The sequence below is a fragment of the Micromonospora sp. NPDC006766 genome, assembly GCF_040636055.1.
In the GTDB taxonomy this organism is placed as follows: Bacteria; Actinomycetota; Actinomycetes; order Mycobacteriales; family Micromonosporaceae; genus Micromonospora.
In genome coordinates, this window is record NZ_JBEYIX010000012.1 from 33,821 (window position 1) to 59,134 (window position 25,314).

General features: G+C 69.1%; 26 protein-coding genes. 23 read left to right on the forward strand and 3 right to left on the reverse strand.

What is annotated here, in order from left to right:
* The first annotated feature begins 342 nt into the window (after positions 1 to 342).
* The 10 genes from ABZ671_RS14035 (at position 343) to ABZ671_RS14080 (ending at position 8,398) form a co-directional block, all read left to right on the forward strand.
* Positions 343 to 1,170 (forward strand): type 1 glutamine amidotransferase domain-containing protein, encoded by an 828-nt coding sequence (locus ABZ671_RS14035; protein ID WP_357856537.1) that lies wholly within the window; start codon positions 343 to 345, stop codon positions 1,168 to 1,170.
* A 9-nt stretch (positions 1,171 to 1,179) separates the two neighbouring features.
* The gene (locus ABZ671_RS14040; RefSeq protein WP_357856540.1) at positions 1,180 to 2,826 is read left to right on the forward strand and encodes a thiamine pyrophosphate-binding protein; all 1,647 of its coding nucleotides are present in this window, start codon (positions 1,180 to 1,182) and stop codon (positions 2,824 to 2,826) included.
* Positions 2,827 to 2,857: 31 nt separating this feature from the next.
* Entirely contained in the window at positions 2,858 to 3,289 is a 432-nt protein-coding gene (locus tag ABZ671_RS14045) for a nuclear transport factor 2 family protein (RefSeq protein WP_357856544.1), read from the forward strand.
* A 66-nt stretch (positions 3,290 to 3,355) separates the two neighbouring features.
* Positions 3,356 to 3,781 carry a nuclear transport factor 2 family protein gene (locus tag ABZ671_RS14050; protein WP_357856547.1) on the forward strand — a complete coding sequence of 142 codons (426 nt, stop codon included), beginning with the start codon at positions 3,356 to 3,358 and terminating at the stop codon, positions 3,779 to 3,781.
* A 2-nt stretch (positions 3,782 to 3,783) separates the two neighbouring features.
* Entirely contained in the window at positions 3,784 to 4,236 is a 453-nt protein-coding gene (locus ABZ671_RS14055; protein ID WP_357856550.1) for a nuclear transport factor 2 family protein, read from the forward strand.
* 35 nt (positions 4,237 to 4,271) lie between these two features.
* Complete coding sequence (locus ABZ671_RS14060) at positions 4,272 to 4,646, forward strand: nuclear transport factor 2 family protein (RefSeq protein ID WP_357856553.1); 375 nt, start codon at positions 4,272 to 4,274, stop codon at positions 4,644 to 4,646.
* A 12-nt stretch (positions 4,647 to 4,658) separates the two neighbouring features.
* Positions 4,659 to 6,242, forward strand: a complete 1,584-nt coding sequence (locus ABZ671_RS14065) for a GMC family oxidoreductase N-terminal domain-containing protein (RefSeq protein ID WP_357856556.1) — start codon at positions 4,659 to 4,661, stop codon at positions 6,240 to 6,242.
* Entirely contained in the window at positions 6,235 to 6,843 is a 609-nt protein-coding gene (locus ABZ671_RS14070) for a DJ-1/PfpI family protein (RefSeq protein ID WP_357856559.1), read from the forward strand. Before ABZ671_RS14065 ends, ABZ671_RS14070 begins: the two co-directional genes overlap by 8 nt.
* Entirely contained in the window at positions 6,840 to 7,319 is a 480-nt protein-coding gene (locus ABZ671_RS14075) for a VOC family protein (RefSeq protein WP_357856562.1), read from the forward strand. The genes ABZ671_RS14070 and ABZ671_RS14075 overlap by 4 nt, the downstream gene beginning before the upstream one ends.
* A gap of 50 nt (positions 7,320 to 7,369) precedes the next feature.
* Entirely contained in the window at positions 7,370 to 8,398 is a 1,029-nt protein-coding gene (locus ABZ671_RS14080; RefSeq protein ID WP_357856565.1) for an aldo/keto reductase, read from the forward strand.
* Between the two features lie 208 nt (positions 8,399 to 8,606).
* Here the strand turns inward: ABZ671_RS14080 and ABZ671_RS14085 are convergent, their stop codons facing one another.
* Positions 8,607 to 9,791: an IS701 family transposase gene (locus tag ABZ671_RS14085; protein WP_357856568.1), complete on the reverse strand. Its 1,185-nt coding sequence runs from the start codon at positions 9,789 to 9,791 to the stop codon at positions 8,607 to 8,609.
* A 684-nt stretch (positions 9,792 to 10,475) separates the two neighbouring features.
* Here ABZ671_RS14085 and ABZ671_RS14090 point away from each other — a divergent pair.
* The 13 genes from ABZ671_RS14090 to ABZ671_RS14150 all read left to right on the forward strand — a co-directional run bounded on the left by ABZ671_RS14090 (position 10,476) and on the right by ABZ671_RS14150 (position 23,241).
* Positions 10,476 to 11,372 (forward strand): NAD(P)/FAD-dependent oxidoreductase, encoded by an 897-nt coding sequence (locus tag ABZ671_RS14090; RefSeq protein ID WP_357856571.1) that lies wholly within the window; start codon positions 10,476 to 10,478, stop codon positions 11,370 to 11,372.
* 34 nt (positions 11,373 to 11,406) lie between these two features.
* On the forward strand, positions 11,407 to 11,727 hold the full coding sequence (locus ABZ671_RS14095; RefSeq protein WP_357856574.1) for a UBP-type zinc finger domain-containing protein: 321 nt from the start codon (positions 11,407 to 11,409) through the stop codon (positions 11,725 to 11,727).
* Positions 11,724 to 13,118 carry a peroxidase family protein gene (locus tag ABZ671_RS14100; protein ID WP_357856576.1) on the forward strand — a complete coding sequence of 465 codons (1,395 nt, stop codon included), beginning with the start codon at positions 11,724 to 11,726 and terminating at the stop codon, positions 13,116 to 13,118. Before ABZ671_RS14095 ends, ABZ671_RS14100 begins: the two co-directional genes overlap by 4 nt.
* Positions 13,119 to 13,569: 451 nt before the next feature.
* Entirely contained in the window at positions 13,570 to 15,300 is a 1,731-nt protein-coding gene (locus tag ABZ671_RS14105; protein WP_357856579.1) for an AGE family epimerase/isomerase, read from the forward strand.
* 93 nt (positions 15,301 to 15,393) lie between these two features.
* The gene (locus ABZ671_RS14110) at positions 15,394 to 15,765 is read left to right on the forward strand and encodes an STAS domain-containing protein (RefSeq protein ID WP_357856582.1); all 372 of its coding nucleotides are present in this window, start codon (positions 15,394 to 15,396) and stop codon (positions 15,763 to 15,765) included.
* Positions 15,762 to 17,891 carry a glycogen debranching protein GlgX gene (gene glgX / locus ABZ671_RS14115; protein ID WP_357856586.1) on the forward strand — a complete coding sequence of 710 codons (2,130 nt, stop codon included), beginning with the start codon at positions 15,762 to 15,764 and terminating at the stop codon, positions 17,889 to 17,891. Before ABZ671_RS14110 ends, glgX begins: the two co-directional genes overlap by 4 nt.
* Before the next feature lie 57 nt (positions 17,892 to 17,948).
* Positions 17,949 to 18,302 carry an STAS domain-containing protein gene (locus ABZ671_RS14120; protein ID WP_357856589.1) on the forward strand — a complete coding sequence of 118 codons (354 nt, stop codon included), beginning with the start codon at positions 17,949 to 17,951 and terminating at the stop codon, positions 18,300 to 18,302.
* A gap of 234 nt (positions 18,303 to 18,536) precedes the next feature.
* A complete protein-coding gene (locus tag ABZ671_RS14125; RefSeq protein ID WP_357856592.1) occupies positions 18,537 to 19,310 on the forward strand; it encodes an SDR family NAD(P)-dependent oxidoreductase in 774 nt (257 codons plus the stop codon).
* A 234-nt stretch (positions 19,311 to 19,544) separates the two neighbouring features.
* Entirely contained in the window at positions 19,545 to 19,883 is a 339-nt protein-coding gene (locus tag ABZ671_RS14130; protein WP_357856595.1) for an STAS domain-containing protein, read from the forward strand.
* A gap of 34 nt (positions 19,884 to 19,917) precedes the next feature.
* On the forward strand, positions 19,918 to 20,238 hold the full coding sequence (locus tag ABZ671_RS14135; protein WP_357856600.1) for an STAS domain-containing protein: 321 nt from the start codon (positions 19,918 to 19,920) through the stop codon (positions 20,236 to 20,238).
* A 5-nt stretch (positions 20,239 to 20,243) separates the two neighbouring features.
* A complete protein-coding gene (locus ABZ671_RS14140) occupies positions 20,244 to 20,711 on the forward strand; it encodes an ATP-binding protein (protein ID WP_357856603.1) in 468 nt (155 codons plus the stop codon).
* Positions 20,683 to 21,951: a PP2C family protein-serine/threonine phosphatase gene (locus ABZ671_RS14145; protein WP_357856606.1), complete on the forward strand. Its 1,269-nt coding sequence runs from the start codon at positions 20,683 to 20,685 to the stop codon at positions 21,949 to 21,951. The genes ABZ671_RS14140 and ABZ671_RS14145 overlap by 29 nt, the downstream gene beginning before the upstream one ends.
* Before the next feature lie 15 nt (positions 21,952 to 21,966).
* A complete protein-coding gene (locus tag ABZ671_RS14150) occupies positions 21,967 to 23,241 on the forward strand; it encodes a glycosyltransferase family 4 protein (RefSeq protein WP_357856609.1) in 1,275 nt (424 codons plus the stop codon).
* Between the two features lie 124 nt (positions 23,242 to 23,365).
* On the opposite strand, the gene ABZ671_RS14155 is transcribed toward ABZ671_RS14150, so the two are convergent.
* Entirely contained in the window at positions 23,366 to 24,037 is a 672-nt protein-coding gene (locus ABZ671_RS14155) for a hypothetical protein (RefSeq protein ID WP_357856612.1), read from the reverse strand.
* Between the two features lie 123 nt (positions 24,038 to 24,160).
* The gene (locus ABZ671_RS14160; RefSeq protein WP_357856615.1) at positions 24,161 to 25,255 is read right to left on the reverse strand and encodes a P1 family peptidase; all 1,095 of its coding nucleotides are present in this window, start codon (positions 25,253 to 25,255) and stop codon (positions 24,161 to 24,163) included.
* Between the last annotated feature and the right edge of the window lie 59 nt (positions 25,256 to 25,314).

Genomic DNA, 25,314 nt, shown 5'->3' on the forward strand with positions numbered 1-25,314 from the left:
GATTGTGCCATCCGAGACTCCTTCCGAGCCGTCCTTCCGGCCGGCGAATGTACTACCGGGAGTCGTGTCGGCAACTTGACGAAGTACGCGTTCCGCGGGTCGGCTGGGGGACTGGCTCCCATATCGGCCATACGCCCGGTTGAGCCCACTACCACCGCACAGATCAGACCCCATGCGGCCGACTTGACGAAGCTTGGGACCGAATCCCGCGTCCTGCGCCGGATGGCTTTTCCCGGCGTTGACTGGATGTCGCCCGGCGACCGAGGATCCGATTCGGAAAGAGCCGATCGGCCTGGCACACAAGGCGCCGCCGCCAGGAAATCCCCTAACTCGGGAGTCGCCGTGACAAAGAAAATTCTGGTATTGCTGTCCGAGTACGGCTATTGGGGAGAGGAGCTCGTCGGCCCGTTGAGTCACTTCGACCAGCGTGGTTACGAGGTCGTCTTCGCCACCCCGACCGGCCGTCGGCCGCACGCCCTGCCGCCGAGCCTGCAGCCCGACTTCATCGACCCGCCGCTTGGCCGCAGCGTGGTCACCGAGGAGGTCGCCAAGCTCGCCCGCGAGGTGGACGCGGCGGCGCGGCTGGACAACCCCCTCAACCTCGCCGAGTGGATCCCGGACCGGCCGTACACCAGCGAGAACGGCTACCTGCGCAAGCTGGAGGCGTACAACCGCGCGGTCGGCGACTCGCTCGTCGAGGCGATCGCCGAGTACGACGCGCTGCTCGTCGTGGGCGGCAGCGGGCCGATCGTCGACCTGGCCAACAACGGACGGGTGCACGATCTGATCCTGGCCTTCCTGCGAGCCGGCAAGGTCATCGGCGCCGAATGCTACGGCGTGGCCTGCCTGGCCTTCGCCCGGGACTGGGAGGACCGCCGCAGCATCATCTGGGGCAAGCACGTCACCGGGCACTGCAAGGAATACGACTACAAGGACGGCACCGGGTTCCTGAACACCGACTTCAACATGGGCCCGCCGCCGTACCCGCTGGAATACATCCTGCGGGACGCCACCGGTCCGGACGGTTCCTACCACGGCAACTTCGGCAAGGAGGTGTCCGTCGTGGTCGACTATCCGTTCGTCACCGGACGGTCGACGCCGGACTCGTTCCGGACCGGCGAGAAAATGGTGGAAATGCTGGAGCACGGACTCCGCCGGTACGGTTGGTAGGGGATTTCCATGGCGGCACGTCCCGGAAAAGTAGCGATCATCGAACAGTTCCTCGCCGACGGGATCACCCACATGTTCGGCAATCCGGGAACAGTCGAGCAGGGCTTCCTCGACGCCCTGGAGGGGTTTCCGGATTTCCACTACATCCTGACGCTCCAGGAAACCGTCGCCGCCGGCATCGCCGACGGATACGCCCGAGCGACGGGCGGGCCGGCCGTGCTCCAGCTGCACAGCGGGGTGGGCCTGGGCAACGGCATCGGCATGATGTACCAGTCCAAGCGGGGGCACACGCCGCTGGTGGTGATCGCCGGCGAGGCCGGAGTCGCGTACGACGCCATGGACGCCCAGATGGCCGCCGACCTCGTGTCGATGGCACGGCCGGTGACCAAGTGGGCGACGCGGGTGGTGGACCCTCGCTCGCTGCTGAGGGTGCTGCGGCGGGCCGTCAAGACGGCGCTGACACCGCCGCGCGGACCGGTCTTCGTGGCCCTGCCGATGGACGTGCTCGACGCGCTCAACGACGAGCCGGTGCTGCCCACCGTCGTACCGGAGACCCGGACGCTGCCGGCGCCCGACCTGGTTGCCCGGGCGGGCGCCCTGCTGGCCGGGGCGGAGCGCCCCCTCGTCCTCGTCGGGGACGGCGTCTCGGTCTCCGGCGCCGAGCCGGAGCTGACCCGGGTGGCCGAGAAGCTCGGCGCCGACGTGTGGTTCGTGGACTCGTCCGAGGCCCACCTGCCGGCGGACCACCCGCTGGCACGCGGCCCGCTGGGGCACATGTTCGGCTCGGCCAGCCGGGCCGCGGTGGCGGACGCGGACGCGGTGCTCATCGTCGGCACGTACGTCTTCCCCGAGGTCTTCCCGGACCTGAGCAGCCCGTTCCACCCGGATACCCCGGTGGTGCACATCGACCTCGACGACTGGGAGATCGCCAAGAACCATCCGGTCACCCTCGGCCTGGTGGCCGATCCCAAGCTCACCCTGGCCGCGCTGGCCGATCACCTCGACCGGCTCCGTACCCCGGACCAGGACGCCGCGGCGCGGGACCGGATCGCCCGCCGTCGGGCCGAACGACCCGAGATCGAGCCGGACGACGGCACGCTCATCGCCGCCTTCCTGGCCGAGCTGGCCCGCCGGGCGCCGGCGGACCTCATGGTGTTCGACGAGGCGTTGACCGCCTCGCCCTACCTCACGCGTCACCTCCGACCACGGTTGCCCGGCCACTACCACCTCACCAGAGGCGGCTCCCTGGGGGTGGGCATTCCCGGCGCGGTGGGGATGCAGATCGCCCACCCGGACAAGACGGTGGTGAGCTTCAGCGGCGACGGCGGGAGCCTCTACACGTATCAGGCGTTGTGGACGGCCGCCCGGCACGACGTGCCGGCGTCGTTCGTGGTCTGCAACAACCATCGGTACGAGCTGCTCAACCGGAACATCGAGCAGTACTGGTCGGAGCGCGCGATCGGCCGGCACGAGTACCCACGCTCGTTCGACCTCTCCCACCCCGAGGTCGACTTCGTCGGGCTGGCGCGCTCCTTCGGGGCGGACGGCATGCGGGTCGACAAGCCGGACCAGGTCGCCGAGGCGGTCGGGCGGCTGCTCACCTCCCGCCGGCCGTTCCTGATCGACCTGGCCACCGACGACACCCTGCGGTCCTGACCGCTTCGCACAACACCGAGAAGGAGTGGAAATGGCGTTCACCGAAGCGGCGATCCGTGCCATGGTGGCGGACTGGTACGCCGCGCTGGACCGGCACGTCGATCTCGACGAGGCGCTGACGTACCTCGCCGCCGACGGGCTGGAGATGCGCTTCCCCGAGGCCACCGCGCGGGGACACGGCGGCTTCGCCGACTGGTACAAGGCCGTCACCAACCGGTTCTTCGACGAGGTGCACACCGTCACCTCCGTCGACGTCAGCAACCTGAACATCGGCCGCGCCGACCTGAAGGTCGTCGTGAACTGGCAGGCCAGCATCTGGACTCCGCCCGCGGCGAAGAGCCAGTGGCTGGGCTTCGACGCCTACCAGACCTGGGAGGTTGTCGCCGGCCCGGCGAGTGCGCCGCAGATCAAGACCTACACCGTCGACCGCCTCGACCCGATGCCGGGATCGGCCTCGCTCTAGTCGACGACGGTGTCGGCGAGTCACGCCTTGGAACGGCCAGGGCGATCCACCAACAGGGAGGAAACAATGTCCAACACCGCTCTCGTACTGAAGATGTACGAACACTTCGGCAACGGCGCCATGGACAAGATCAGGGCGGAGGTCTTCCACCCGGAGGTCACCTGGGCCATGCCGGGGCACCACCCGCTGTCCGGCACGATGAAGGGCGTCGACGAGGTCATCGCCTTCTTCGGTGACCTCTTCAAGGCCGGCATCACCGTGGACGACGTCCACTTCGGGGAGCTCGACGACGGCACCGTCGTGGAGAAGCACCACGGGCACGGCAACGCGGACGGCCAGGAGTACCTCTTCCCGACCTGCACCACCTACGGGATCGAGGACGGCCGGATCAAGACGGTCCAGGTGCACACCGCCGACCAGCACGGCGTGGACCGCTACATGTGGTCGCGCTTCACGCTGAAGAGCGTCGCAAGCCGGCTCGCGGAGGACTGACCATGGCCGTCACGAAGGAGTTGGTGGAGGCCGCCTACCAGGCGCTCGCCACCGGTGACCGGGCCGAGGTCGCGAAGTACTGGGCCGAGGACATGCGTTGGCTCGTCCCGGGCAACCACCAGCTCGCCGGCTGGTGGGAGGGACTGGACGGCTTCTTCGGCTTCATGGAGCAGGTCGGCAAGCTCTCCGGCGGCAGCTTCGTGATGACCCGTTCGGCCATTCTCCTGGCCGATGAGTGGTCCGCGGACGTCTCGCACAACGTGGGCGCCCGGGTCACCGCGAAGGACGGCAGCACCTCGCCGTACGACCGGCTGGAGATCGACGTGGTTCACCTGCTCCGGTGGCGCGACGACAAGGTGATCGAGGGTCGCGGCGCGATCTTCGGTGACGGAACCACCCAGTTCAACCAGTTCTGGTCGCAACTGGCCACCGACGCCACGCGCGTCGGGGCGTAGCCGGCGCGCGGCCACGCGGATGCGGAAGGGCACCGATGAACACGAGGGAAGTTGTCAACCGGTACTACGAGCTCGCCAACGCCGGCGACTGGGACGCGTGGTGTGACCTGTTCGCGGCCGACCAGGTCATGGACGAGCAGCTCGCGGGTCCCGTCAAGGGCCGGGACACCCTGCGGGACATGATGAAGGGTTTCCCCGGAATGTACGCCAGGTTCCAGAACGTGCCCCGGCACATCGTCGTCGACGGCGATCAGGCAGCGGTCGTCTCGCACATCTCGGCCACCACCCCCTCCGGGGAAACGGTGGAGGCGGACGTCGTGAACTACTACCGCGTGGTCGACGGGCTCATCACGTACATGGCCAACTTCCACGACACGGTGCCCTTCCGCGCCGTCCTGTCCAACGACTGAGGGCGGCGGATCATGGAACAGTTCGACTATGTCGTCGTCGGCGGCGGCACCGCGGGTTCGGTGCTGGCGAACCGCCTCTCCGAGGACCCGGACGTCACCGTCCTCGTCCTGGAGGCCGGCGGGAGCCACGTGCCCGCCAACGTGGACGCCGCGCCGCTCTGGTTCACCCTGCTCGGCAGCCCGATCGACTGGGGCTACCAGACGGTGCCGCAGCCGGGCCTCAACGGCCGGACCGTCTACGAGCCGCGCGGCAAGCTGCTCGGCGGCAGCAGCAACCTGTACATCATGATGCACGTCCGTGGGCACTCCTCGGACTTCGACAACTGGGCGTACCAGGGCGCGGCCGGATGGTCGTACGCCGATCTGATGCCCTACTTCAGCAAGCTGGAGGCGCAGGAGGACTTGACGGACCCGCGGATCGGCACCAGCGGGCCGCAGACCGTGACCAACGCGGGTGGGCCGGACGCCAACCCGATGTCCCGGGTGTTCATCGACGCCTGCAAGGAACTCGGGCACCCGGAGGTGCCTGACTTCAACGGGCCGCAGATGATGGGCGCCGGCTGGCACCACCTCGACGTGCGGGACGGTGAACGGCGCGGGGCGCTGAAGTCCTTCCTCGAGCCGGCGCTGGGCCGCCCGAACCTCACCGTACGCCCCGACGCCCAGGCTGCCGGCCTGGTCTTCGAAGGCACCCGCTGCGTGGGCGTGCGCTACCGGCAGCAGTCGCCAGCGGCGACCGTCGGCGACGGACGTGAACTGCCGGGGGTCGACCGTGCCGAGCCGGGTGACCGGGACGTGCGGGCCGCCCGCGAGGTGATCGTCTGCATGGGCGCGATCGAGTCGCCCAAGCTGCTGCTGCTGTCCGGGCTGGGAGCGGCCGACCAGTTGCGGCAGTTCGACATCCCGGTGGTGGCGGACCTGCCCGGCGTGGGGGAGAACTTCCACAACCACGTGCTCACCGGCCTGATCGCGGAGACCGCGGACCCGGTGCGCCCGGGCCGGCAGAACCTGTCCGAGTCGGCGCTCTTCACGGTCTCACAGCCGGGCATGGTGGCGCCGGACCTCCAACTGGCGTTCGTGCACGTGCCCTTCGACATCATCGTGGGGCAGAATCACCCGAACGCCGTCTCCATCCTGCCCGGCGTGGTGCGGCCGAACTCGCGGGGCACAATCCGGCTGGCCAGCGCCGATCCGTTCGCCCACCCACTGATCGACCCTAACTACCTCGGCGACCGGTCCGACCTCGACCGGCTGGTGCGGGCGTTCAAGCTGAGCCGGGAGATCTTCGCGACCTCGGCGTTCAAGGAGCACCTGAAGGGCGAGTTGATGCCCGGACCGGGCGTCCGGACCGACGCGGAGATCCGGGAGTTCGTCCGCAACCGGGCCGACTGCTACCACCACCAGGCGGGCTCCTGCCGGATGGGGATCGACGACCTCGCCGTGGTCGACCCGCAGCTCAGGGTGCACGGCGTGCAGGGCGTACGGGTGGTCGACGCGAGCGTGATGCCAGCGGTGCCCTCCGGCAACTGCCACACCGCCATCGTCGCCATCGCCGAGCGGGCCGCCGACCTGATCAAGGAGGCCCGCGATGTCTGACCTTCTCCTGCGGGACGGCCCGCTGTCCGGCACGAAGATCGCCGTGCTGGTGGAGAGCGACTACTTCGAGCCCGAGATCCACTACTACCATCGCCGGTTCGCCGAGGAAGGTGCGGAGGTCCGTTTCCTCACCCGTCTCTGGGGACAGCCCGAGATCACCTTCCACGGTCACGAGTGGCGGGCGCCCTTCACGGCGCGGGAAAGCGTCGAGGGCATCTCTGACGCGGAGCTGCGGTCGTACGCGGCGGTGATCGTGCCCTCGGGCATGGTCTCCGACCGGCTGCGCTACACCGAGGACGTGAACGAGTTGGCGCCGGCGGTCGACCTGCTCCGGCGCGCCTTCCAGGAGCCGGGCGTCCTCAAGGGCGTCATCTGCCACGGCTTCTGGCTGCTCGCGCCGATCCCGCAGACCATCCGCGGACGCAAGGTGGCCTGCCACAACAACCTCGTCGGGGACGTGCGCAACATGGGCGCCGAGTACGTCGACGCGGACGTCGTGATCGACGGCGACGACCTGGTCACCGGCCGGACGGGCATGCACGCCCACCTCTTCGCCCGGCAGATCATCGACATGCTCACCGATCGGCGGGTGGCGGCATGACCGCGCCGGCGCCGGCGCTGCGCTGGTCGCACGTGGCGCTCAACTGCGCCGACCAGCGGACCACCGAGGAGTTCTACCGACGCTGGTTCGGCTTCCAGCGGGCGCGGGTCGTACCGCTGGGGGATCAGGAGATCATCTTCCTCCGGCAGGGGTCGGTCTACCTGGAGCTGTTCGCCTCACCGGAGCCCGCACCGATCACCTCGACCGGGGACGGCCCGCCGCACGTCGGCATCGCCCGGCACGTCGCGTTCCAGACCGACGACCTGGCGGCCTTCCTCGACCGGATCGGCACGGAGGTCCCCGTCTCCCTCGGCCCGCTGCGATTCGACGACTTCATCCCGGGTTGGCGCAGTATCTGGCTGACCGACCCGGACGGGGTGGTCGTCGAGGTGAGCCAGGGGTATCGGGACCAGGACCCGGCCAGTCTTGCCGCGGCGCACCGCCACGGCCGCATGCCGCAACGTGATGCGCACTGAGTGTAGCCTCTGCCCATAACAGACAGTGCGCTATGGGAGGGGTAGGGCCATTGAGGTACCGAACGCTCGGCCAGTCGGGGCTACGGGTGTCGGAGTTGATCCTCGGCACCATGACCTTCGGCGAGGACTGGGGCTGGGGAGCGCCGGTCGAGGAGTGCCGCAAGCTGTTCAGTGCGTACGCCGAAGCCGGTGGCAACGTCATCGACACGGCGAACAAGTACACCGAGGGAGCGAGTGAACGCATCGTCGGCGACCTCCTCGGCGCCGACCGCGACCGGTTCGTGGTCGCCACCAAGTACACGCTGTCCAACGACGGCGCCGATCCGAACGCGTCGGGCAACCACCGCAAAAGTCTCGTACGCTCGGTCGAGCAGAGCCTGAAGCGCCTGCGCACCGACTACCTCGACCTGCTGTGGGTGCACATCTGGGATCGGGGCACCCCGATCGAGGAGATGATGCGCGCGTTGGACGACATGGTCCGGGCCGGCAAGGTGCTCTACGTCGGCATGTCGGACACGCCGGCCTGGGTGGTCTCCCGGGCGAACACGATCGCGGAGCTGCGCGGCTGGAGTCCCTTCGTGGGGCTCCAGTTGCCGTACAGCCTCCTCGAACGCGAGGCCGAGCGGGAGCTGCTTCCGATGGCCGACGAGTTGGGCCTGGGCGTCGCGGCCTGGTCGCCGCTGGCCCGGGGAGTCCTGTCCGGCAAGTTCACCCGCTCGGATCCGACCACGCACACCCGGGTCAGCAAGGACGACCTCAGCGAGCGGGACCTGCGGATCGCCCGCGAGGTGGACGTGGTCGCCGACGAACTGGGTGTGTCCTCGTCACAGGTCGCCCTGGCCTGGCTGATGGCCTCCCGGGCGCACGTGCACCCGGTGGTGGGCGCCCGCCGGCTGGAGCAACTGATGGACAACCTCGCGGCGGCCGAACTCGAGCTTCCCGACGAGTCGGTGCGGAGGCTGGACGAGGCCAGCGCGATCCAGCTCGGGTTTCCGAGTGACTTCATCAGCTCCATGCGGGATTTCGTCTACGGTCCGGTCGGCCAACGGGTCGACTTCCTCGGTCGAGGGCGCGCCTGATCCTCGCCCGCGGCCCCAAGACGGTGATGCGGTGCCGGTCGTTGCCGGCACCGCATCACCATTTTCCTGACTGCTCCGTCGGGGTCGGTCGGACCCTCGCCGCGAAGCGGGGCGCTCGGGCTCGACCTGCGCTCGTCCGGCCCGGCCGGCGCCGTCAGCGTTCGACGGGTCGGCCGCGCTCGACGAATTGGCCGCGGGAGCCGGGTTGTCACCCAGGCCTGTTCAGCAGGCAGTAGATGTACGCGGCGGTGGCGAGGGTGACGTGGTGGTGCCAGCCGGCGAAGGTGCGGCCCTCGTAGTCCCGCAGGCCGTACGTGGCGGCGAACTCCTCGATGCGGGGCGTCGCCAACTCTCGCAGCTTCGCGAGCTCGACGAGCTCCGGCAGGGCCGGGTCGGTCATGTTCGTGATCCAGTAGTTGCGGGGACCGGGCTTGCCCAGCGGCCACTCGGCGATGAGCGTTCGCGCACCCGGCGGCGTCGACCCAGCGCCGGCACCCCGGCCCGGTACGGACGACCGAACCGGGACCTGGAGGAACTGGGAGCGCATGACACTGTCGATTTCGTCATTGCGCCACTCGACAGTCTCCCGGGCGATGTGACCGGTCCTGGCGATGAGGTCGCCGGCGGTCCCCCGCCAGGTCGAGGTCGAGCCGTTCACGGGGCCTGCGCCCCGGCTGGGATGGCTTGCCCTCGCCGGCTGGTCGTAGGCGACGAGGAAGGTGCTGGCGACCTGCGCCAGGTACGGCTGGCGACGCAGCTCGAGGGCGCCGAGGAACGCCTCCACGTTTCCGCGGTTGCTGGTGTCGACGACGACCGGGGCCACCGGCATGCCCCACTCCAGGGCCATGTCGTCGAGCACCTCGAGGTGGTACTGCCAGTACGGCCGCGGCAGTTCGTGGCTCGGCATGCGGGCCCGGGCCCTTCTTTCGTGGTCCCGGCCCCAGGAATCGGGCACGATCAGGCGCCAGTTCACCGGCACGGTGATCCGGCCGGCGGTCAGCGTGACCGTGATGGCCAGCTGGCAGTTGCGGACCCGACCCAGGGCCTGCACGTACTGCCGCTCGACCGCCGCCGAGTACTGGCCGTGTTTGGGAAAGTGAACCTCCTCGAGTACCCAGGCGGTCGGCCGAATGGCCTTGGCCAGTCGGTACATGAGCCGTTCCCGGATTGGATCAGGATCCCATGGACTCTGGTTGATGAATTGCTGAAGGGACTGTTCGCTGCGACCTGGCGCTGCGGCGACGAGACGACGGATTGACTTCCGGCCAGTGCAGCTGAGCAGCCCGTTGAGGTAGGTCTCGGCCGCCTGGCGCTGGTCCGTTCGGCCGAGTGTGGCGAACACGTCGGCACAGAACTCCCTGAAGTCCTCGTCAGTCGCCCTATTGCCATTCACGATGCCACAACCATCTTGATGCCTCCCCCTGTTGATCGTGGCCGTGCCAATTGTCGGTCACTTCCGGACAGAGTCCATCCAATCGTGGGTCGCGTCGCTGCCCGGTTCTTGACTGATCCTAGAGTCAGCATTCTGACGGCGTGGGTGACATGCGAGTGGCGGGCCCGGCTCCTCGGCCCTGTCGGAAGGGACGCCGTGCGGTAACGTCACGCAATTGTCTCGCGACGGTGGGTTTCAAATCGGGTCGAGGACTCCGCTGAACAGGGCAGATGCCTGACCGAAAGATCCGATGTGCACTGATCGGCGGAACTGCCCCCGGAGCCTCCGGCACTCTCCCGTCATGATCGAATGCGGGATGCGAACCGACTGTCCGGAATGAATTGCTTGGCGGGGAGACTTGACGAGGTGCCAGGGTTCGGCGTTGCCCGGCGCAACGGCCCCTGGCCTGCGGACATGCCTTAATCCAAGCCCGGACCTCCGGTAGTCCGCGCGCCTTTCCCCGGAATGCGGTGGGCGCCGCCGGACGTGTGATTCACTCGCGACGTGCGATCGGCGTGGGGCGGCATAACGCCGGACGGCCGTTGTTGGTCCCGAACGCCGGCATCAACCACGAGCTCCGACCGCAAAGGACGCATCATCGTGACGCGATCAGTTCCGGTTCCCCGCAGTGCCGACGCAATCATCGTGGGCGGAGGGCCAGCTGGCCTCTCCGCCGCTCTCTATCTGGCTCGATACAACCGTGAAGTGCTCGTTTTCGACAACGGCCGGGGCCGCTCGACCCATCACCAGACAAACCGAAACTACCTCGGGTTTCCGGACGGCATTGCCACGGTGGGGCTGCGCGAACTCGCCCGGCAGCAACTCTCCCGGTACAACCGGATCCACTTCGTGCACCACCTGATCGAGCGGGTCAGCGGAGACGGCGAGCAAGGCTTCGTCGCCGAGGCCCAGGGCGGCCACCGGTGGCAGGGCCGGGTGCTGGTCCTGGCCACCGGCGTGCTCGACCACTTCCCGCACTTCCCACACTGGGAGTCGTACGTCGGCCGCAGCATGTTCTGGTGCATCACCTGCGACGGCTACGAAAACCGCGGGCGCAACATACTCGTCGTCGGGCACACCGACGCCGCCGCCGGTGAGGCCCTCCAGCTGCACAGCCTGACCGACCGGGTCCGGCTGCTGACCAACAGCGAGTACCTCGACATCAGCCCGAAGTTCCAGAAGCGACTCAACAACGCCGGCATCCCCGTCGTGCACGACCACATCCGGTCGGTGGAGGGGGAGGACGGGATGATGGTCGCCGTCATCACCCGGGGCGGCGAGCGACTCGAGCTCGACTCCCTGTTCAGCATCCAGGGCGCCACCCCGGAAACCCGCCTGGCGCAACAGCTCGGCGTCGAGCTCGCCCCCAGCGGCTGGATCCGGGTGGACAGCGAGCAGAAGACCAACGTGCCGGGGGTCTACGCCGCCGGCGACGTCACCTCGCTGCACTCCCACCAGGTCACCGCCGCGGTGCACGAGGGAGCCCAGGCGGCCTCGGCGGCCAACTACTTCCTCTACCCGCCGGAGCTCAAGGCGGACTGACCACGGACCGAAACCGACACGAGGAGCTACGCCAATGACCGCTTGGACCGTGGCCGGAGACGCCGACGGCAACCCGACGACGAGGACCTGTGACCACCTGGACCGGGTCGCCGACGTCCGGCCGAGCACCCGCCGGGGTTGCGAGGACTGCTTACGGGAGGGCACCCGCTGGATGCACCTGCGGGAGTGCCTGGAGTGCGGGCACATCGGATGCTGCGACAACTCCCCGCGACGGCATGCGACCGCGCACTGGCACAAGGCCGCGCACACCCTGGTGCGCTCGTACGAGCCGGGGGAGGAGTGGGGTTGGTGCTACGTCGACGAACTCTTCCTCCTGCCCGAGGAGGCGCTGTGACCGCGGCGGTGGAAACGGCGCGACACGGTAGCCTCCGCGCCATCCGGGACCACTGCCTGGCGCCCGGGCGGATGGTCGACGCCCCCGAGCAGGGGGCACGCTACGGACGGATGTTTCCCGGCCTGCCGCCGCTGATCGCCGACCCCCAGGCGCTCTACGCCGCCGGCACACCGGGCGGAGCCTGCGACGCCTCGCGGTTTCCGAGCCGCCCGGGGCATGCGATCGATGACGGCGGCGAGGCGGCCGGCTGGCCGTTCTTCGGCCAGTTCGTCGCCCACGACATCACGGCGGACCGCTCGCCGGTGGGCATCGAGGCCGATGTGATCGCCCTGCGCAACGCGCGCTCGCCGCGGCTCAACCTGGAGATGGTGCACGCCGAGGGGCCGGTCGGCACGCCGTACCTCTACGACACCAGTGACCCGGCCAAGCTGCTCACCAGCTCGGACGGCCTGGACCTGCCCCGCAACTGGCAGGGCACCGCCCTTGTCGGCGACCCGCGCAACGACGTCCACCGCTTCGTCGCCCAGCTGCATCTGGCCTTCCTACGCGCGCACAACGGGCTGGTCAACCGCCTGCGGGAGGACGGCGTGCCCGAGTCTGAGATCTTCGAGGAGGCGCGGCGTGCGCTCGTCTGGCACTACCAGTGGATCGTGATCCACGACTTCCTGCCTCGGCTGGTCGGCGCGGAACTCGTCGACGAGCTGCTTACCGACGGGCCCCGGTACTTCACGCCCGATCCGGGTGCCGCCTTCATCCCGCTGGAGTTCGCCGACGCGGCGTACCGCTACGGCCACGGGCAGATCCGGCACGGCTACCGGCTCCAGCCGGGCGGTCCGGAGTATCCGCTCTTCCCCGACCTGTTCGGGCACGGACCGATCCGTCCGGAGCACCAGCTCGACTGGTCGCTGTTGTTCGATCTGCCGTCCCGGCCGCCGGCGCAGCGCGCCAAGCGGCTCGACGGCGGCCTGCCGGCGAGCCTCATCTCATTACCTGAGCAGATCACCGGGGAGGTGGACGTCGCCGAGCACCGCTCCCTGGCCGTACGGGACATGCTGCGGGGAAGAGCGACCGCCCTGCCGAGTGGTGAGGCGGTCGCCCACCTCTTCGACGCGGAGCCGCTCGACCCAATCCAGGTCGGCGAGGAGTGGGCCGGCGGTACGCCGCTCTGGCTCTACATTCTCAAGGAGGCGCAGTACTGCGGCGGAGGAGACCGGCTCGGCCCGGTCGGCGGCCGGATCGTCGCGGAGGTGCTGATCGGATTGATCCGGGCGGACCTGGACTCGTTCCTGACCTCCGACCCGGCCTGGCGGCCCACCCTGCCGTCGGCCGGTTCGAAGTTCGGCCTGGCCGACCTTCTCTTGTTCGCGCAGGCGCCACTCGCGGGGCGGTAGTCGGAAAGCCGACGAAGGTGGGCGGGCCGGGACCGGAAGGTCCCGGCCCGTTACGTAGAAGAGCTTTCTGGCGGATGCCGACTAAGTACCGTTTGGCACCTGTCGCTTTCATAGCGGGCGGGATGTCGCCAATCATTTCCTCGCCGCCGAACATCTTCGGGTCCGACTTGACGAAGCATGTCCCTCGATCCCGTGCCTCGCGGTCTGCCGACGGGACTTTCGTTGACGCTGTACTGCCGTCTCGCCACCATTCAACCTAACCGGAACGAGAGTGTTCGGCGGGCGACACAGAAGTCTTCGGGCCCGTTCCGAATATCGGTGTCCGATACCCGTCGATTGCACCGCCGCTAAGGAAGGTTGGTTGTCCATGGGTGAGACCATGCAATTCCCGTTTATGGACACGATTGCCGGGACTGTCGTCGAATACCTGCCCGACAATGGTGTCTTCACGATGAGTACCATCGATGACAGGCGGGTCGACGTGCGTCTGTCCGACGGAATGTCGGCGGAACTGCTCCGCAACCTGGACGAGCCGTACGCGGACGCGAGCGAGCACGTCGAGGATATGCTCACCGCCGGTCGCCAGCTGTTCGCCTACGGGGTCTTCTACCCCGAGGGCGGCACCTACCACTACGAGGCGAAGCGGCTGCTGTTCCTCGGCCGCGGCGTCACCGACTTCAACTTCGAGCGGCCCGACTGGTGGGTGCGCCAGATCGACTCGCTGGCCCGGTTCTACCGTAGGGCCCAGTTCGGCACCGGCAAGATCGATTACCGGGACTACCGGACGAACATCCGGCTCGGCGGCGAGAAGACCGACAGCCACGTCCAGGAGACCGACACGATCTCCCGACTGGTGTACGGCATGGCCTCCGCCTACATGCTGACCGGCAACGAGGATTACCTGGCGGCTGCCGAGGCGGGGACCGAGTACCTGCGCAAGCACATGCGCTTCGTCGACGCGGACGCCGACGTCGTGTACTGGTACCACGGGGTCAAGGTCGAGGGCGACTACGAGAAGAAGCTGCTGACCTCGGAGTTCGACGACGACTACGACGCCATCCCGATGTACGAGCAGATCTACGCGCTCGCCGGCCCCACGCAGACCTTCCGGGTGACCGGTGACCGACGGATCGCGACCGACATCGACGCGACGCTGCGGCTATTCGAGAAGTATTTCCGGGACTACGAGGGCGGCGGATACTTCTCCCACATCGACCCGCTGCTGATGAGCCCGCACCACGATTCGCTCAAGTTCAACAAGTCCCGCAAGAACTGGAACTCCGTGGGCGACCACGCTCCGGCGTATCTGGTGAATCTGCTGCTCGCCACGGGTGACGAAAAGCACGCGGAGATGCTGGAGCGGACGTTCGACACCATCGTCGAGCACTTCCCCGACTACGCCGCCAGCCCGTTCGTCAACGAGCGGTTCTTCACCGACTGGTCCCAGGACCTGGGGCACACCTGGCAGCAGAACCGAGCGGTCGTCGGCCACAACCTGAAGATCGCCTGGAACCTGATGCGCATGTACGCCCACACGCCGAAGCGCGGCTACCGCGAGTTGGCCGAGAAGATCGCCGAGATCATGCCGCCGGTCGGCTCGGACCGGCAGCGCGGCGGCTGGTACGACGTGGTCGAGCGGGTGCGCCAGGACGGCCAGGAGTGGCACCGGTTCGCCTGGCACGACCGCAAGGCCTGGTGGCAGCAGGAGCAGGCGATCCTGGCGTACCTGATCCTCTTCGGCAGCATCGGCGGCGAGGCCAACCAGCGCGAGGGCCGACAGGCGACCGCCTTCTACAACGCCTTCTTCCTGGACCACGACGAGGGTGCCGTCTATTTCAACGTGCTGGCCAGCGGCATGCCCTACCTGCTGGGCACCGAGCGGCTCAAGGGCAGCCACTCGATGAGCATGTACCACTCCGCGGAGCTCTGCTATCTGGCCGCGGTCTACACCAACCTACTCATCACCAAGCAGCCGCTGAGCCTCTGGTTCAAGCCCCGCCCGGACGCCGACCGGACCCTGCGGGTCGCGCCTGACCTGCTGCCGCCCGGTCGGGTCCGGCTCACCGACGTCGAGATCGACGGCAAGCCCTGGGAGAGCTTCGACCCGGTCGCGATGACCGTGGCGCTGCCCGACTCGGAGTCCTCGCTGACGGTCAAGGTCCAGCTCACGCCGGTGGAATGACCGATCGCCGCGCCGCCGTCGGCAGGGTGGGGGACCCGGCTCGGCGGCGCCACCCTCCTCTCGCCCTCACCACCATTCTTGGCAGGAGAAGCCATGGAGATATCGAAGAACAGCGTCAACGACGTCACGGTGGCCCGGCTCGCCGGGGTCCTCGACAGCTCGACCGCCGGGGACGTGCACGCGGAGATCCTGCCCATGCTGATGGAGCATCGGCCCCTCCTCCTCGACTTCGGCGCGGTGTCGCACGTCTCCGACGCCGGGCTCCGCACGATGCTCGTCATCTACCGGCAGGCCCAGTGCGTCGACGGCAGGGTGGCCGTGGTGGGGCTGAACCGCGATTTGCGGTCGGCTCTGGCCGCCACCGGGTTCCTCCGCTTCTTCGCGGTCGCGGACGACCTCGCCGGCGGGCTTGCGGCCCTCGGGACCGAGGCGGGGACGGAACAGCGGCGGGGTGTGGCGGCATGACCGCGCCGGTGCACGTCGTCCGGGACCGGATCGACTCGTATCCCACCCACCAGATCGCCGGCTACGGCGTCCGCCCGGGACGGCACATGCCGTTCGGCGCCACGCTCGTGCCCGGCGGGGTGAACTTCTCGCTCCACTCCAGCACCGCCGAGGCTGTCGCCCTGGTCCTGTTCCGGCGTGGCGAGCACACGCCCCTGGCCGAGCTGCCGATCCCGGACGAGTTCCGGATCGGCGGGGTGTGGGCGATCACCGTCTTCGGCCTGGACTACGAGAACCTCGACTACGGCTACCGGGTGCACGGGCCGCGGGACCCCCACATCGCCGACCGCTTCGACCCGGAGCGGATACTGGCCGACCCGTACGCCCGGGCGATGTCCGGCCGCGACGTCTGGGGCGCCGAGCCCGACTGGCACGATCCCTACCAGTACCGGTCGAAGCTGGCGTTCGACGACTTCGACTGGGACGACGACCAGCCGCTGCGGATCCCGCAGGAGGATCTGGTCATCTACGAGATGCACGTGCGCGGCTTCACCCGCGACCCGTCCTCGGGTGTGGCCGAGCCCGGCACGTACGCCGGCGTGGTGGAGAAAATCCCCTACCTCAAGTCTCTCGGGGTCAACTGCGTCGAGCTCATGCCGGTCTTCGAGTTCGACGAGTTCGAGAACCAGCGGGTCGACCCGACCACCGGCGAGCTGCTGCTGAACTACTGGGGCTACTCGACGGTCGGCTTCTTCGCCCCCAAGGCGGGCTACGCGGCCACGGGCAGGTTCGGCATGCAGTGCGACGAGTTCAAGAACATGGTCAAGGAGCTGCACGCCGCCGGCATCCAGGTGCTTCTCGACGTGGTGTTCAACCACACCGCCGAGGGCAACGAGGAGGGGCCGACCATCCACTTCCGGGGCCTGGACAACCGGACGTACTACATCCTCACGCCCGAGGGCTACTACTACAACTTCAGCGGCACCGGCAACACGCTGAACTGCAACCACCCGGTGGTGCGGAACTACGTGCTGTCCTGCCTGCGATACTGGGCCAGCGAATACCACGTGGACGGTTTCCGCTTCGACCTGGCGGCGATCCTGGACCGCGGCGAGGACGGCGCCCCGCTGGCCAACCCACCGCTGATCGAGGCGCTCTCGTTCGACCCGGTCCTGCGCGACTGCGTGCTCATCGCCGAGGCATGGGACGCCGGCGGCCTCTACCAGGTCGGCTCCTTCCCGAACTATGGGCGCTGGTCGGAGTGGAACGGCAAGTTCCGGGACACCGTCCGCCGCTACCTCAAGGGCGACGTCGACACGATCGGCGACCTGGCCACCCGGATGGTCGGCTCGCCCGACATGTACTCCCGCCGCGGGGCGAACGCCTCGGTCAACTTCGTCACCTGCCACGACGGCTTCACGCTGAACGACCTGGTGACCTACAACGCCAAGCACAACGAGGCCAATGGCGAGGGCAACCGGGACGGCGGCGACGACAACAACAGCTGGAACTGCGGCGTCGAGGGGCCGACCGACGACGCCGAGGTGCAACGACTGCGCCTGCGGCAGATGAAGAACGCCATGGTGCTGCTGCTCACCAGCCAGGGCATCCCCATGATCAATGCCGGTGACGAGGTGGGCCGGACGCAGCAGGGCAACAACAACGCGTACTGCCACGACAGCGCGTTGACCTGGTTCGACTGGGGTCTCACGGAGCGGAACAGTGAACTGTTCCACTTCGTGCGCAACCTCATCGCGTTCCGGATGGCCCACCCCCTGCTGCGGAGCCGGCAGCATCCGACCGGCGAGGACCACCACGGCCTCGGCTACCCGGACATCAGCTGGCACGGCGTACATGCCTGGTCGGATGACTGGGCCCCGGACAGCCACCTGTTGGCAGTCCTCAGGACGGGACTGACGACGGAGGGACTTGCCGACTATGTCTACGTTGCGGTCAACTCCCACTGGGAGGGGCACGACCTGCAACTGCCGGAGCTTCCTTCCGGCATCAGCTGGCACCTGTTCGCCGACACGTTCGCGGCTGCCCCGGGCAACGTCGCCCCGGGTAGCGAGGCATCGCTCGACAATCAGCACTCGGTGCACCTCGGGCCCCGCTCCGCGATCGTCCTGATCGGACGGCGGGTGTAGACCGGCCCAGGCCGGGTGCCGGTCCGAGGAGAAGCACCAACAACGGGGGAGGATGCATTGACGTCGTTTCGGACCACGTTTCGTCGCCATGGCACCGCGGCTCTGATCACCCTGGTCGGAGCGCTGGACGCGCTGACCGCGCCGGCGCTGCGGGGGGAGGTGGAGCGGGCCGCCCAGCACCAGCCGAGCCAGCTCGTGCTCGACATGAGCGGGGTGCAGTACCTGTCCTCAGCCGGCCTGCGCACCCTGATCTTCGCCCGGCAGAAGATGCCGGACGGTAGCCGGATCGTGCTCGTCGGCGCCAACGAGGCGATCCAGCGGACGATGCAGCTGGTCGGCTTCCACTACAGCGTCGAGTTCAGCGATCGGTCTCCGTTCGGCGAGGGGGAAGCGGGGATGGCGACCGCCTGACCGCACCGACACCATCGGCGGCACCGGGGATTGCCCGGTGCCGCCGATCTGTGCGTGCGGTCACAACGGAACCGCGCCCGGCGTGGCGCGGTGCCACCGGCCTCGCACGGCCGAAGGGCGTCGCGGCGGCGTCGCCGCCACTAAAGTTGGTCGGGCCCGCCGAGCGGCTGGCGTGCCGCCCCCGCCGCGTGGCGGCACGACCATGACCACCACGACCCCATCGGGAGCTGACTCGTGGCGAAGATCCTCGTGACCGGCTCGGCCGACGGCATCGGCCGGCAGACCGCGCTCATGCTGGCCGACGCCGGCCACCAAGTCTTCCTGCACGCCCGCAACGACGTACGCGCCGAGGCGGCCCTGGCCGCGGTGCCGGCAGCCGAGGCGGTGCTCGTCGGTGACCTCGCATCGCTGGAGCAGACCCGGGTCCTGGCCAAGTCCGCCGCCGACCACGGCCCGTTCGAGACCGTGGTGCACAACGCCGGAATCGCCGACTCGGGGTCCCGGCGGCGGACCCTCACCGAGGACGGGCTGGAACGGGTCTTCCAGGTCAACGTGCTCGCGCCGTACCTGTTGACCGCGCTGATGCCGCTGCCTCACCGGCTGGTCTACCTCACCTCGGGAATGGCCTCGGGCGGCACGATCGACCTGACCGACCTGCAGCGCGAGCGACGCCCCTGGGACGGCACGGGCGCCTACTGCGACTCGAAGCTCGCCGATATCGCCCTGGCGTTCGCCGTCGCGCGGCGGCAGCCGGAGGTCTGCAGCAACGCCGTCTGCCCCGGCTGGGTCCGCTCCCGGATGGGCGGCCCCTCGGCACCGACCGACCTGCGGACCGGCGCGGCCACCCAGGTCTGGCTGGCCGGCAGCGATGAGCCAGCAGCCCGGGTCACGGGACGCTACTTCCGACACATGCGGCTCCTCGAGCCGCCGGAGCCCACCCTCTCGGTGTCCCTCCAGGAAGGGCTGCTGACCGCGTGCGCGGAGCTGACCGGGATGGCGATGCACTGACGCCTCGCCCCAGCCTCGATTCATTCGATGTCCTGGTGAATAGCGCCGATTTGGCGGCCTGCCCGGCCGACTTGACGAAAACCGGCGGGCTATCGCCATGTCACCGGGTGCAGCGGGCGGATGCGGTTGCGTCGGCCGCGCCCGTTCCACAAGACTCTGTACAGAGACATTGAGCGGCTGGGTGCAAATGGTCCGGGGGCTGTTTCCGCAGCCTTTCCGGCCGGGGAGGAAGCTATGCAGATCGCCCAACGAACGCTCGATTCGGTGACCATTGTCAGCCTGATGGGTGAACTCGACGCACGCACCGCATCGATCGTGCAGGACCGGCTGGTGAGCGGCCTGTCCACGAGCAGCGCGGTGCTGCTTGACCTCGCCGAGCTCCGCTACGTGTCCAGTGCCGGGCTACGCACCATGCTGATGGTTTACCGGCAGGCGCAGACGAAGGACGTTCCAATCGCATTGGTAGGCGTCTCGCATCCGCTCCGGGGCATCCTCTCCGCGACCGGATTTCTGCGATTCTTCCAGGTGGTCGACAGCGTCACCGAAGGAATCGCGGTTCTGCGGAAAGACTGATGACCGTGAAATCCTCAACCGGAGGAGATTCGAAATGGGATTCACCGCGACCCTGAGCACTCAGGACGAGACGGCGATCATCGTGCTGAACGGCGATCTCGACGCCAACGGCGCACCGGTTCTCCAGGAGAACGTGGACCGGGCCGCCACGCACCACCCGCGGCGACTGGTGCTGGAAATGAGCAACCTCGACTACCTCTCGTCGGCGGGGCTACGGCAGCTGATCTACGCCCGGCAGAAGATGGACGACGACGTTCGGGTCGTGCTGGTCGGCGCGAGCAAGCGGGTGGCCCAGACCATCCGGCTGGTCGGCTTCGACCAGAGCGTCACGTTCAGCGACAACGTGCCGGAGTAGGCGTCATGCCGACCCTCACCGTGTCGGCGGTCGTGGAGTCCCTGGAGCCGGTGACCGCGCTGGTCCAGCGACTGGCCGCTGACGCCGGCCTCAGCCCCGAGGCGGCCTACCAACTCCGCCTGGCGACGGAGGAACTGTTCGTCAACATCGTCAGGCACGGGTACGGGCCGGGCCGGCCCAACGGCCGGATCGTGGTCGAAGGCGGCATGTCCGCAGAGCGCGCCTGGGTGCGTCTCATCGACACCGCGCCACCTTTCGATCCCTTTCAGGCGGGTACGCCGACCGGGTTGAACCGTCCCCTGCAGGACCGGAAGCCGGGTGAACTGGGCCTGTACCTGATCCGGCACGCCGTGGACGCGGCGTCACACGAGTACGTCGGCGGAGCCAACCGGACCACCGTCGTCATGTGGCGGGCTCGACCGGACGAGGATGGACGGATCGGCCATGGCCGGGATGACACTGATCGTCAGTGAGTGCAGCCCGGCAGCCCGGGAGCTGTGGCGGGCGCTGACGGACGAGGGGATCCCGTCGGTCGTCCGCACGCCGCAGACCCTGCTGGCCGACTCGTGGCCGGTCGAAAGCACGCCGGACGTGCTGCTCGTCGACGCGGCGCTGGACGTGGTCACCATGCGTGGCCTCGTCCAGCGCCTCGCCGAGGCCACCGAACGCCCACCCGCCGTGGTGTGCTTCTCGCAGGGGCACTGCGAGGCGCTGACGATGCACGTGGAGGACGGCCTCGACTTCCTGGTGGCGCCGTTCCAGCCGCACCTGGTCCGCCGTCGCCTCGCCACCTCACGGCAGCGCCGGGACCTGGGCCTGGCGGTACGCAGCATTGAGGCCGCCGTGCACCGGCGCGAGTTCGAGCGGGAACTGCAGATCGGCCGCGAGATCCAGCGAGGCTTCCTGCCGGCGTCGCTGCCGGCGATCGACGGATGGGACATCGCCGCGTACTTCGCGCCGGCCCACGTGGTCGGTGGCGACTTCTACGACGCGTACGACATCATCAACGGCAACCTTCTCGGCTTTGCCATCGCCGACGTCTGCGACAAGGGGGTCGGGGCCGCGTTGTTCATGGCCCTGATCCGCAGCCTGCTGCGGCAGGCCGCGGTCGCCAACGACGCCACCCGGGGCGGGTGGCGGGGCGGCGACGAGGCCCAGCCGCCGTACGCCAGCGCCAACCTGGCGCTGCACGCGGTGCGCACCACCAACGACTACCTGACCGCCAACCACCTGCACCAGGCGTACTTCGCCACCTTGTTCTTCGGGGTGATCGACCCGCGAAGCGGCGATTTGGTCTACATCAACTGCGGCCACAATCCGCCGATGATCCGCCGGTCCGGGGGCGAGCAGGTCGGTCTCATGCCCACCGGGCCGGCCCTGGGCCTGATGCACGACGCCCAGTTCCAACTGGGACGCGAGACGCTGCGCGCGGACGACGTGCTGTTTCTCTACACCGACGGGGTCACCGAGGCCAAGGACGCCGACGGTGAGTTCTTCGGCGAGGACCGGATGCGCGAGACGCTCGCCGAGCCCGGTTCGGCCGCGGTCGTGGTCGACCGGTTCGTCCAGGCGATCACCGCCCATTCCCGGTCGGCCGAGCAGTTCGACGACGTGACCATGCTGGGGCTGCACCGCAGCCCGTCGCAGGGGAAAAGTGACCGGGCCCGGCCAGCCGGCGTACCGCGTCCACAACCAAGGGGGAGTCTTGACTGAAGGGGTGAGGGCCCGATGAGGGCGCTCTTCTTGTCCTGGGAGTATCCGCCGGTCATGGTCGGGGGGCTGGGACGGCACGTGTATTCGCTCTCGAGGGCGCTCGTGCAGGCCGGACACGAGGTGACAGTGGTGACCCGGCACGCGCCCGGTGCCGCGTACGAGGAGTACGTGGACGGCGTCCGGGTCATCCGGGCGGCGGAGGACCCTCCGCAGTTCGCGTTCTCCGGGCCGACGCTGCTCGCCTGGACGATGGCGCTGAACCACACCTTGACCCGCGCCGCGTTGCGGGCCGCCGACACCGCCGGGTTCGACGTCATCCACGCCCACGACTGGCTGGTCGCGCACAGCGCAATGACGCTCCGCGAACACCTGGGGATCCCCCTGGTGACCACCATCCACGCCACCGAGGCGGGCCGTCACCAGGGTTGGCTGCCCGCGGACACCAACCGGTCGATCCACTCCACCGAATGGTGGTTGGCCAACGAGTCCGACCGGGTCGTGGTCTGCTCGCACTACATGCGGTGGGAGGTCAACCAGCTGTTCGGTGTTCCGCACCAGCGTGTCGACGTGGTGGCCAACGGCGTCGACCCCGAGCTGTGGCGCAGCGATCCGGTGCGGACGGACAATGCCCGCCGCGCGTACGCCGGGGACGGGCCGTTGATCGGCTTCGCCGGTCGCCTGGTGTACGAGAAGGGAGTCCAGGACCTGATCGCGGCGCTGCCCGCAGTGCGTGCGCAGCACCCGGGGCTGCGCCTGATCGTCGCCGGCGACGGCCCACACCGGCAAAAGCTGGTGGGACTGACCGAGTCCCTGGGGCTGGAGCAGGCGGTGTCCTTCACCGGATTCCTCGGCGGCGACCTGCCGTCGGTGATGGCGGCCACCGACGCGATGGTCGTGCCGTCCATCTACGAGCCGTTCGGCATGATCGCGTTGGAAACGGCGGCGACCGGCACGCCGATCGCGGCGGCGTCGACCGGCGGCCTCAAGGAGATCGTCGAGCCGGGCCGGACCGGGATGAACTTCTCGGCCGCCAACCCCGACGCGCTGGCCACCGTCGTGTCAAAACTGCTGGCCGACGGCGGAAACGCGCGGCGGATGGCGCGTACCGCGCAGCACATGGTGGTCGACCGCTTCTCCTGGTCGCTCATCGCCGAGCGCACCAGCCGGGTCTACGCGACGGCGGCCGCCGGGACGTCCTCGTTCCTGACCAGCCGGGCCGCCGAGCTGGTGGCGCACGGGTACCCCGAGCTGAGAATTCCGGAGGGCAACCTGTTGCGGCAGGGGGCGTGACAGCCGTGCCGTCGTATCGCCGACGGAGCTGCGGTGGCAAGGTGGCGTGGGACCGACCGCGGGGAGGGCGGGCGGCCCCACGGCGCACCCGTACCGCCGGTCCGGCGGGGGCATCCGGGTCTGTTCAATCGAGGACCGACTCACCACCGGGGTAGGCGAACGACGAACGCGGCGAGTAGAAGCCCCACACGATCTCCAGCGGCTTGGCCGGACGCAGCGCGTAGACCGGGTGGTCCGGTTCCAGGAACTCCAACGACTCGACCTCGAAGGGGTCGACCGGCTCGGCCACGAAGGGGTAGTTGCCGCTGAGCAGGTTGCCGTCCAGCCGGGTGAGGTAACGGAGTTGCCCCCGGTTCACCACGTCGCCGGTGCGGCCGACGCGGGCGGTCGTCCTGATCACTGGTACGCCGTCCGCCTTGGTGGTGGCGACCAGTCGGCGGCCCCGCACCTCGATGGTCGTGGTGCCCACAGTGGCCGGCACGCCCCGGGCGGCGGCGTACTCGCGGACCGCTGGGCTGGAGTTGAAGTAGTGCGTCCACCAACGGCCCGGGGTGACTCCATCGGGAGCGTCCACGCCGGACAAATCCGGTCCGATGTACGTCAGCGAGTAGGCGCCGAAGCCGGAGGTCTGGCGGGGGTCGTCGACGACGTACTGGTTCATGAAGACCTGGCGGTTCGGCATCGGCTTGAGCCCCTCGGGCACCAGGGCGGCCACGGCCTCGGGGTCGGCGGGTAGCCAGCCGAAGTAGATCATCCTGCTGTTCACGACGAGCTGCGGAGCGACGAGTTCGGTCACGAGGGGTCCTTCCGCGCGGCCATTGGTCTGTAGTCGCGACGCTACGGGCGACCCTGTTGCGAGGCAACGACGGGTTGACGACACAACCGGCGCCCGGGCTGCCCCTTCACCGTTGCGGTGTCGTCAACGGCCGTGCGCGCGCAGCAGCGCCGCGACCTCGTCGACGGGCAGGCCGTACGACGTGTTGCCGTGGCGGCCGACGACCGTCCGCGCCCGCAGCACGCTGTTGAGCACCGATTCCTCGGTCGCCTCGACGACGGCCGCGAAGTACGGATCGAGATCGCGTCCCTGCACCGGTGCCGCGCCGGGCGACGTGCCCCGCGGCGCGCGCAGGCCCGTCGCCAGGGCCAGGAAGATCTCGCCGCTGGCGTGGTGGGCGGTGGAGCCGGTGCGGGCCAGCCCCAGCCCGGCGCGCCGCGCCAGCCGGGCACAGCCGGCCGGGTCGATCGGCGCGTCGGTGAGGACGATGACGATGCAGGAGCCGGCGGGCGGTGCGGCCGGGACGCCCGGCGGCAGCGGCGGCAGCAGCCGCCCGACCGGCACCCCGTCGACCGTGAGCCGCTCCCGCTCGCCGAAGTTCGTCAGCGTCAGCACGCCGACGGTGTGGCCGGACGGCACCACGCGGGACGCCGTACCGATGCCGCCCTTGAAGCCGAGGCAGCTCATCCCCGTGCCGGCGCCGACCGCACCCTCGTCGGGCGCCGCGCCGGAACGGGCCGAGGCGCGGGCCTGGGCCAGGGCCGCGGCGACGTCGGCGCGCTCGACCTGCATCCGCCGGGCGTCGTTGAGGAAGCTGTCGTCGCACTCCGCGACCACCGGGATGATGACGTCTTCCACGCCGATCGCGGGCTCCTCCTCGATCAGCAGCTCGCAGGCGGCGTCGAAGACCCGGCCGAGTTGCATCGTCGACGTCAGGAAGATCGGTGCCTCGACCAGGCCCCACTCCGCGGCGGCCAGGAACCCGGTGCACTCGCCGGCGCCGTTGAGCACCGCGCCGCCGGCTGGAACCGGCTCGCGGAAGCAGTTGCCGCCAGGGTCGATGACGGTGACGCCGGTACGCGCGACGCCCCGCCCGGCCGGCGGATCGGCCTCGTCCCGCCAGACGGCGGCGTGGCCGACGCCCACCCCGGGCACGTCGACGATCGAGCCGGTGGGGCCGCTGGGCAGCCGCCCGATCCTGATCCCCAGCTCAGCGGCACGTGGCCGGTCAGTGAGCATCGGCGCAGCGTAGCAGGGAGGAGGAGCGAGGAGGAGCGGCTGCTCGCTGCCGTTGAAGG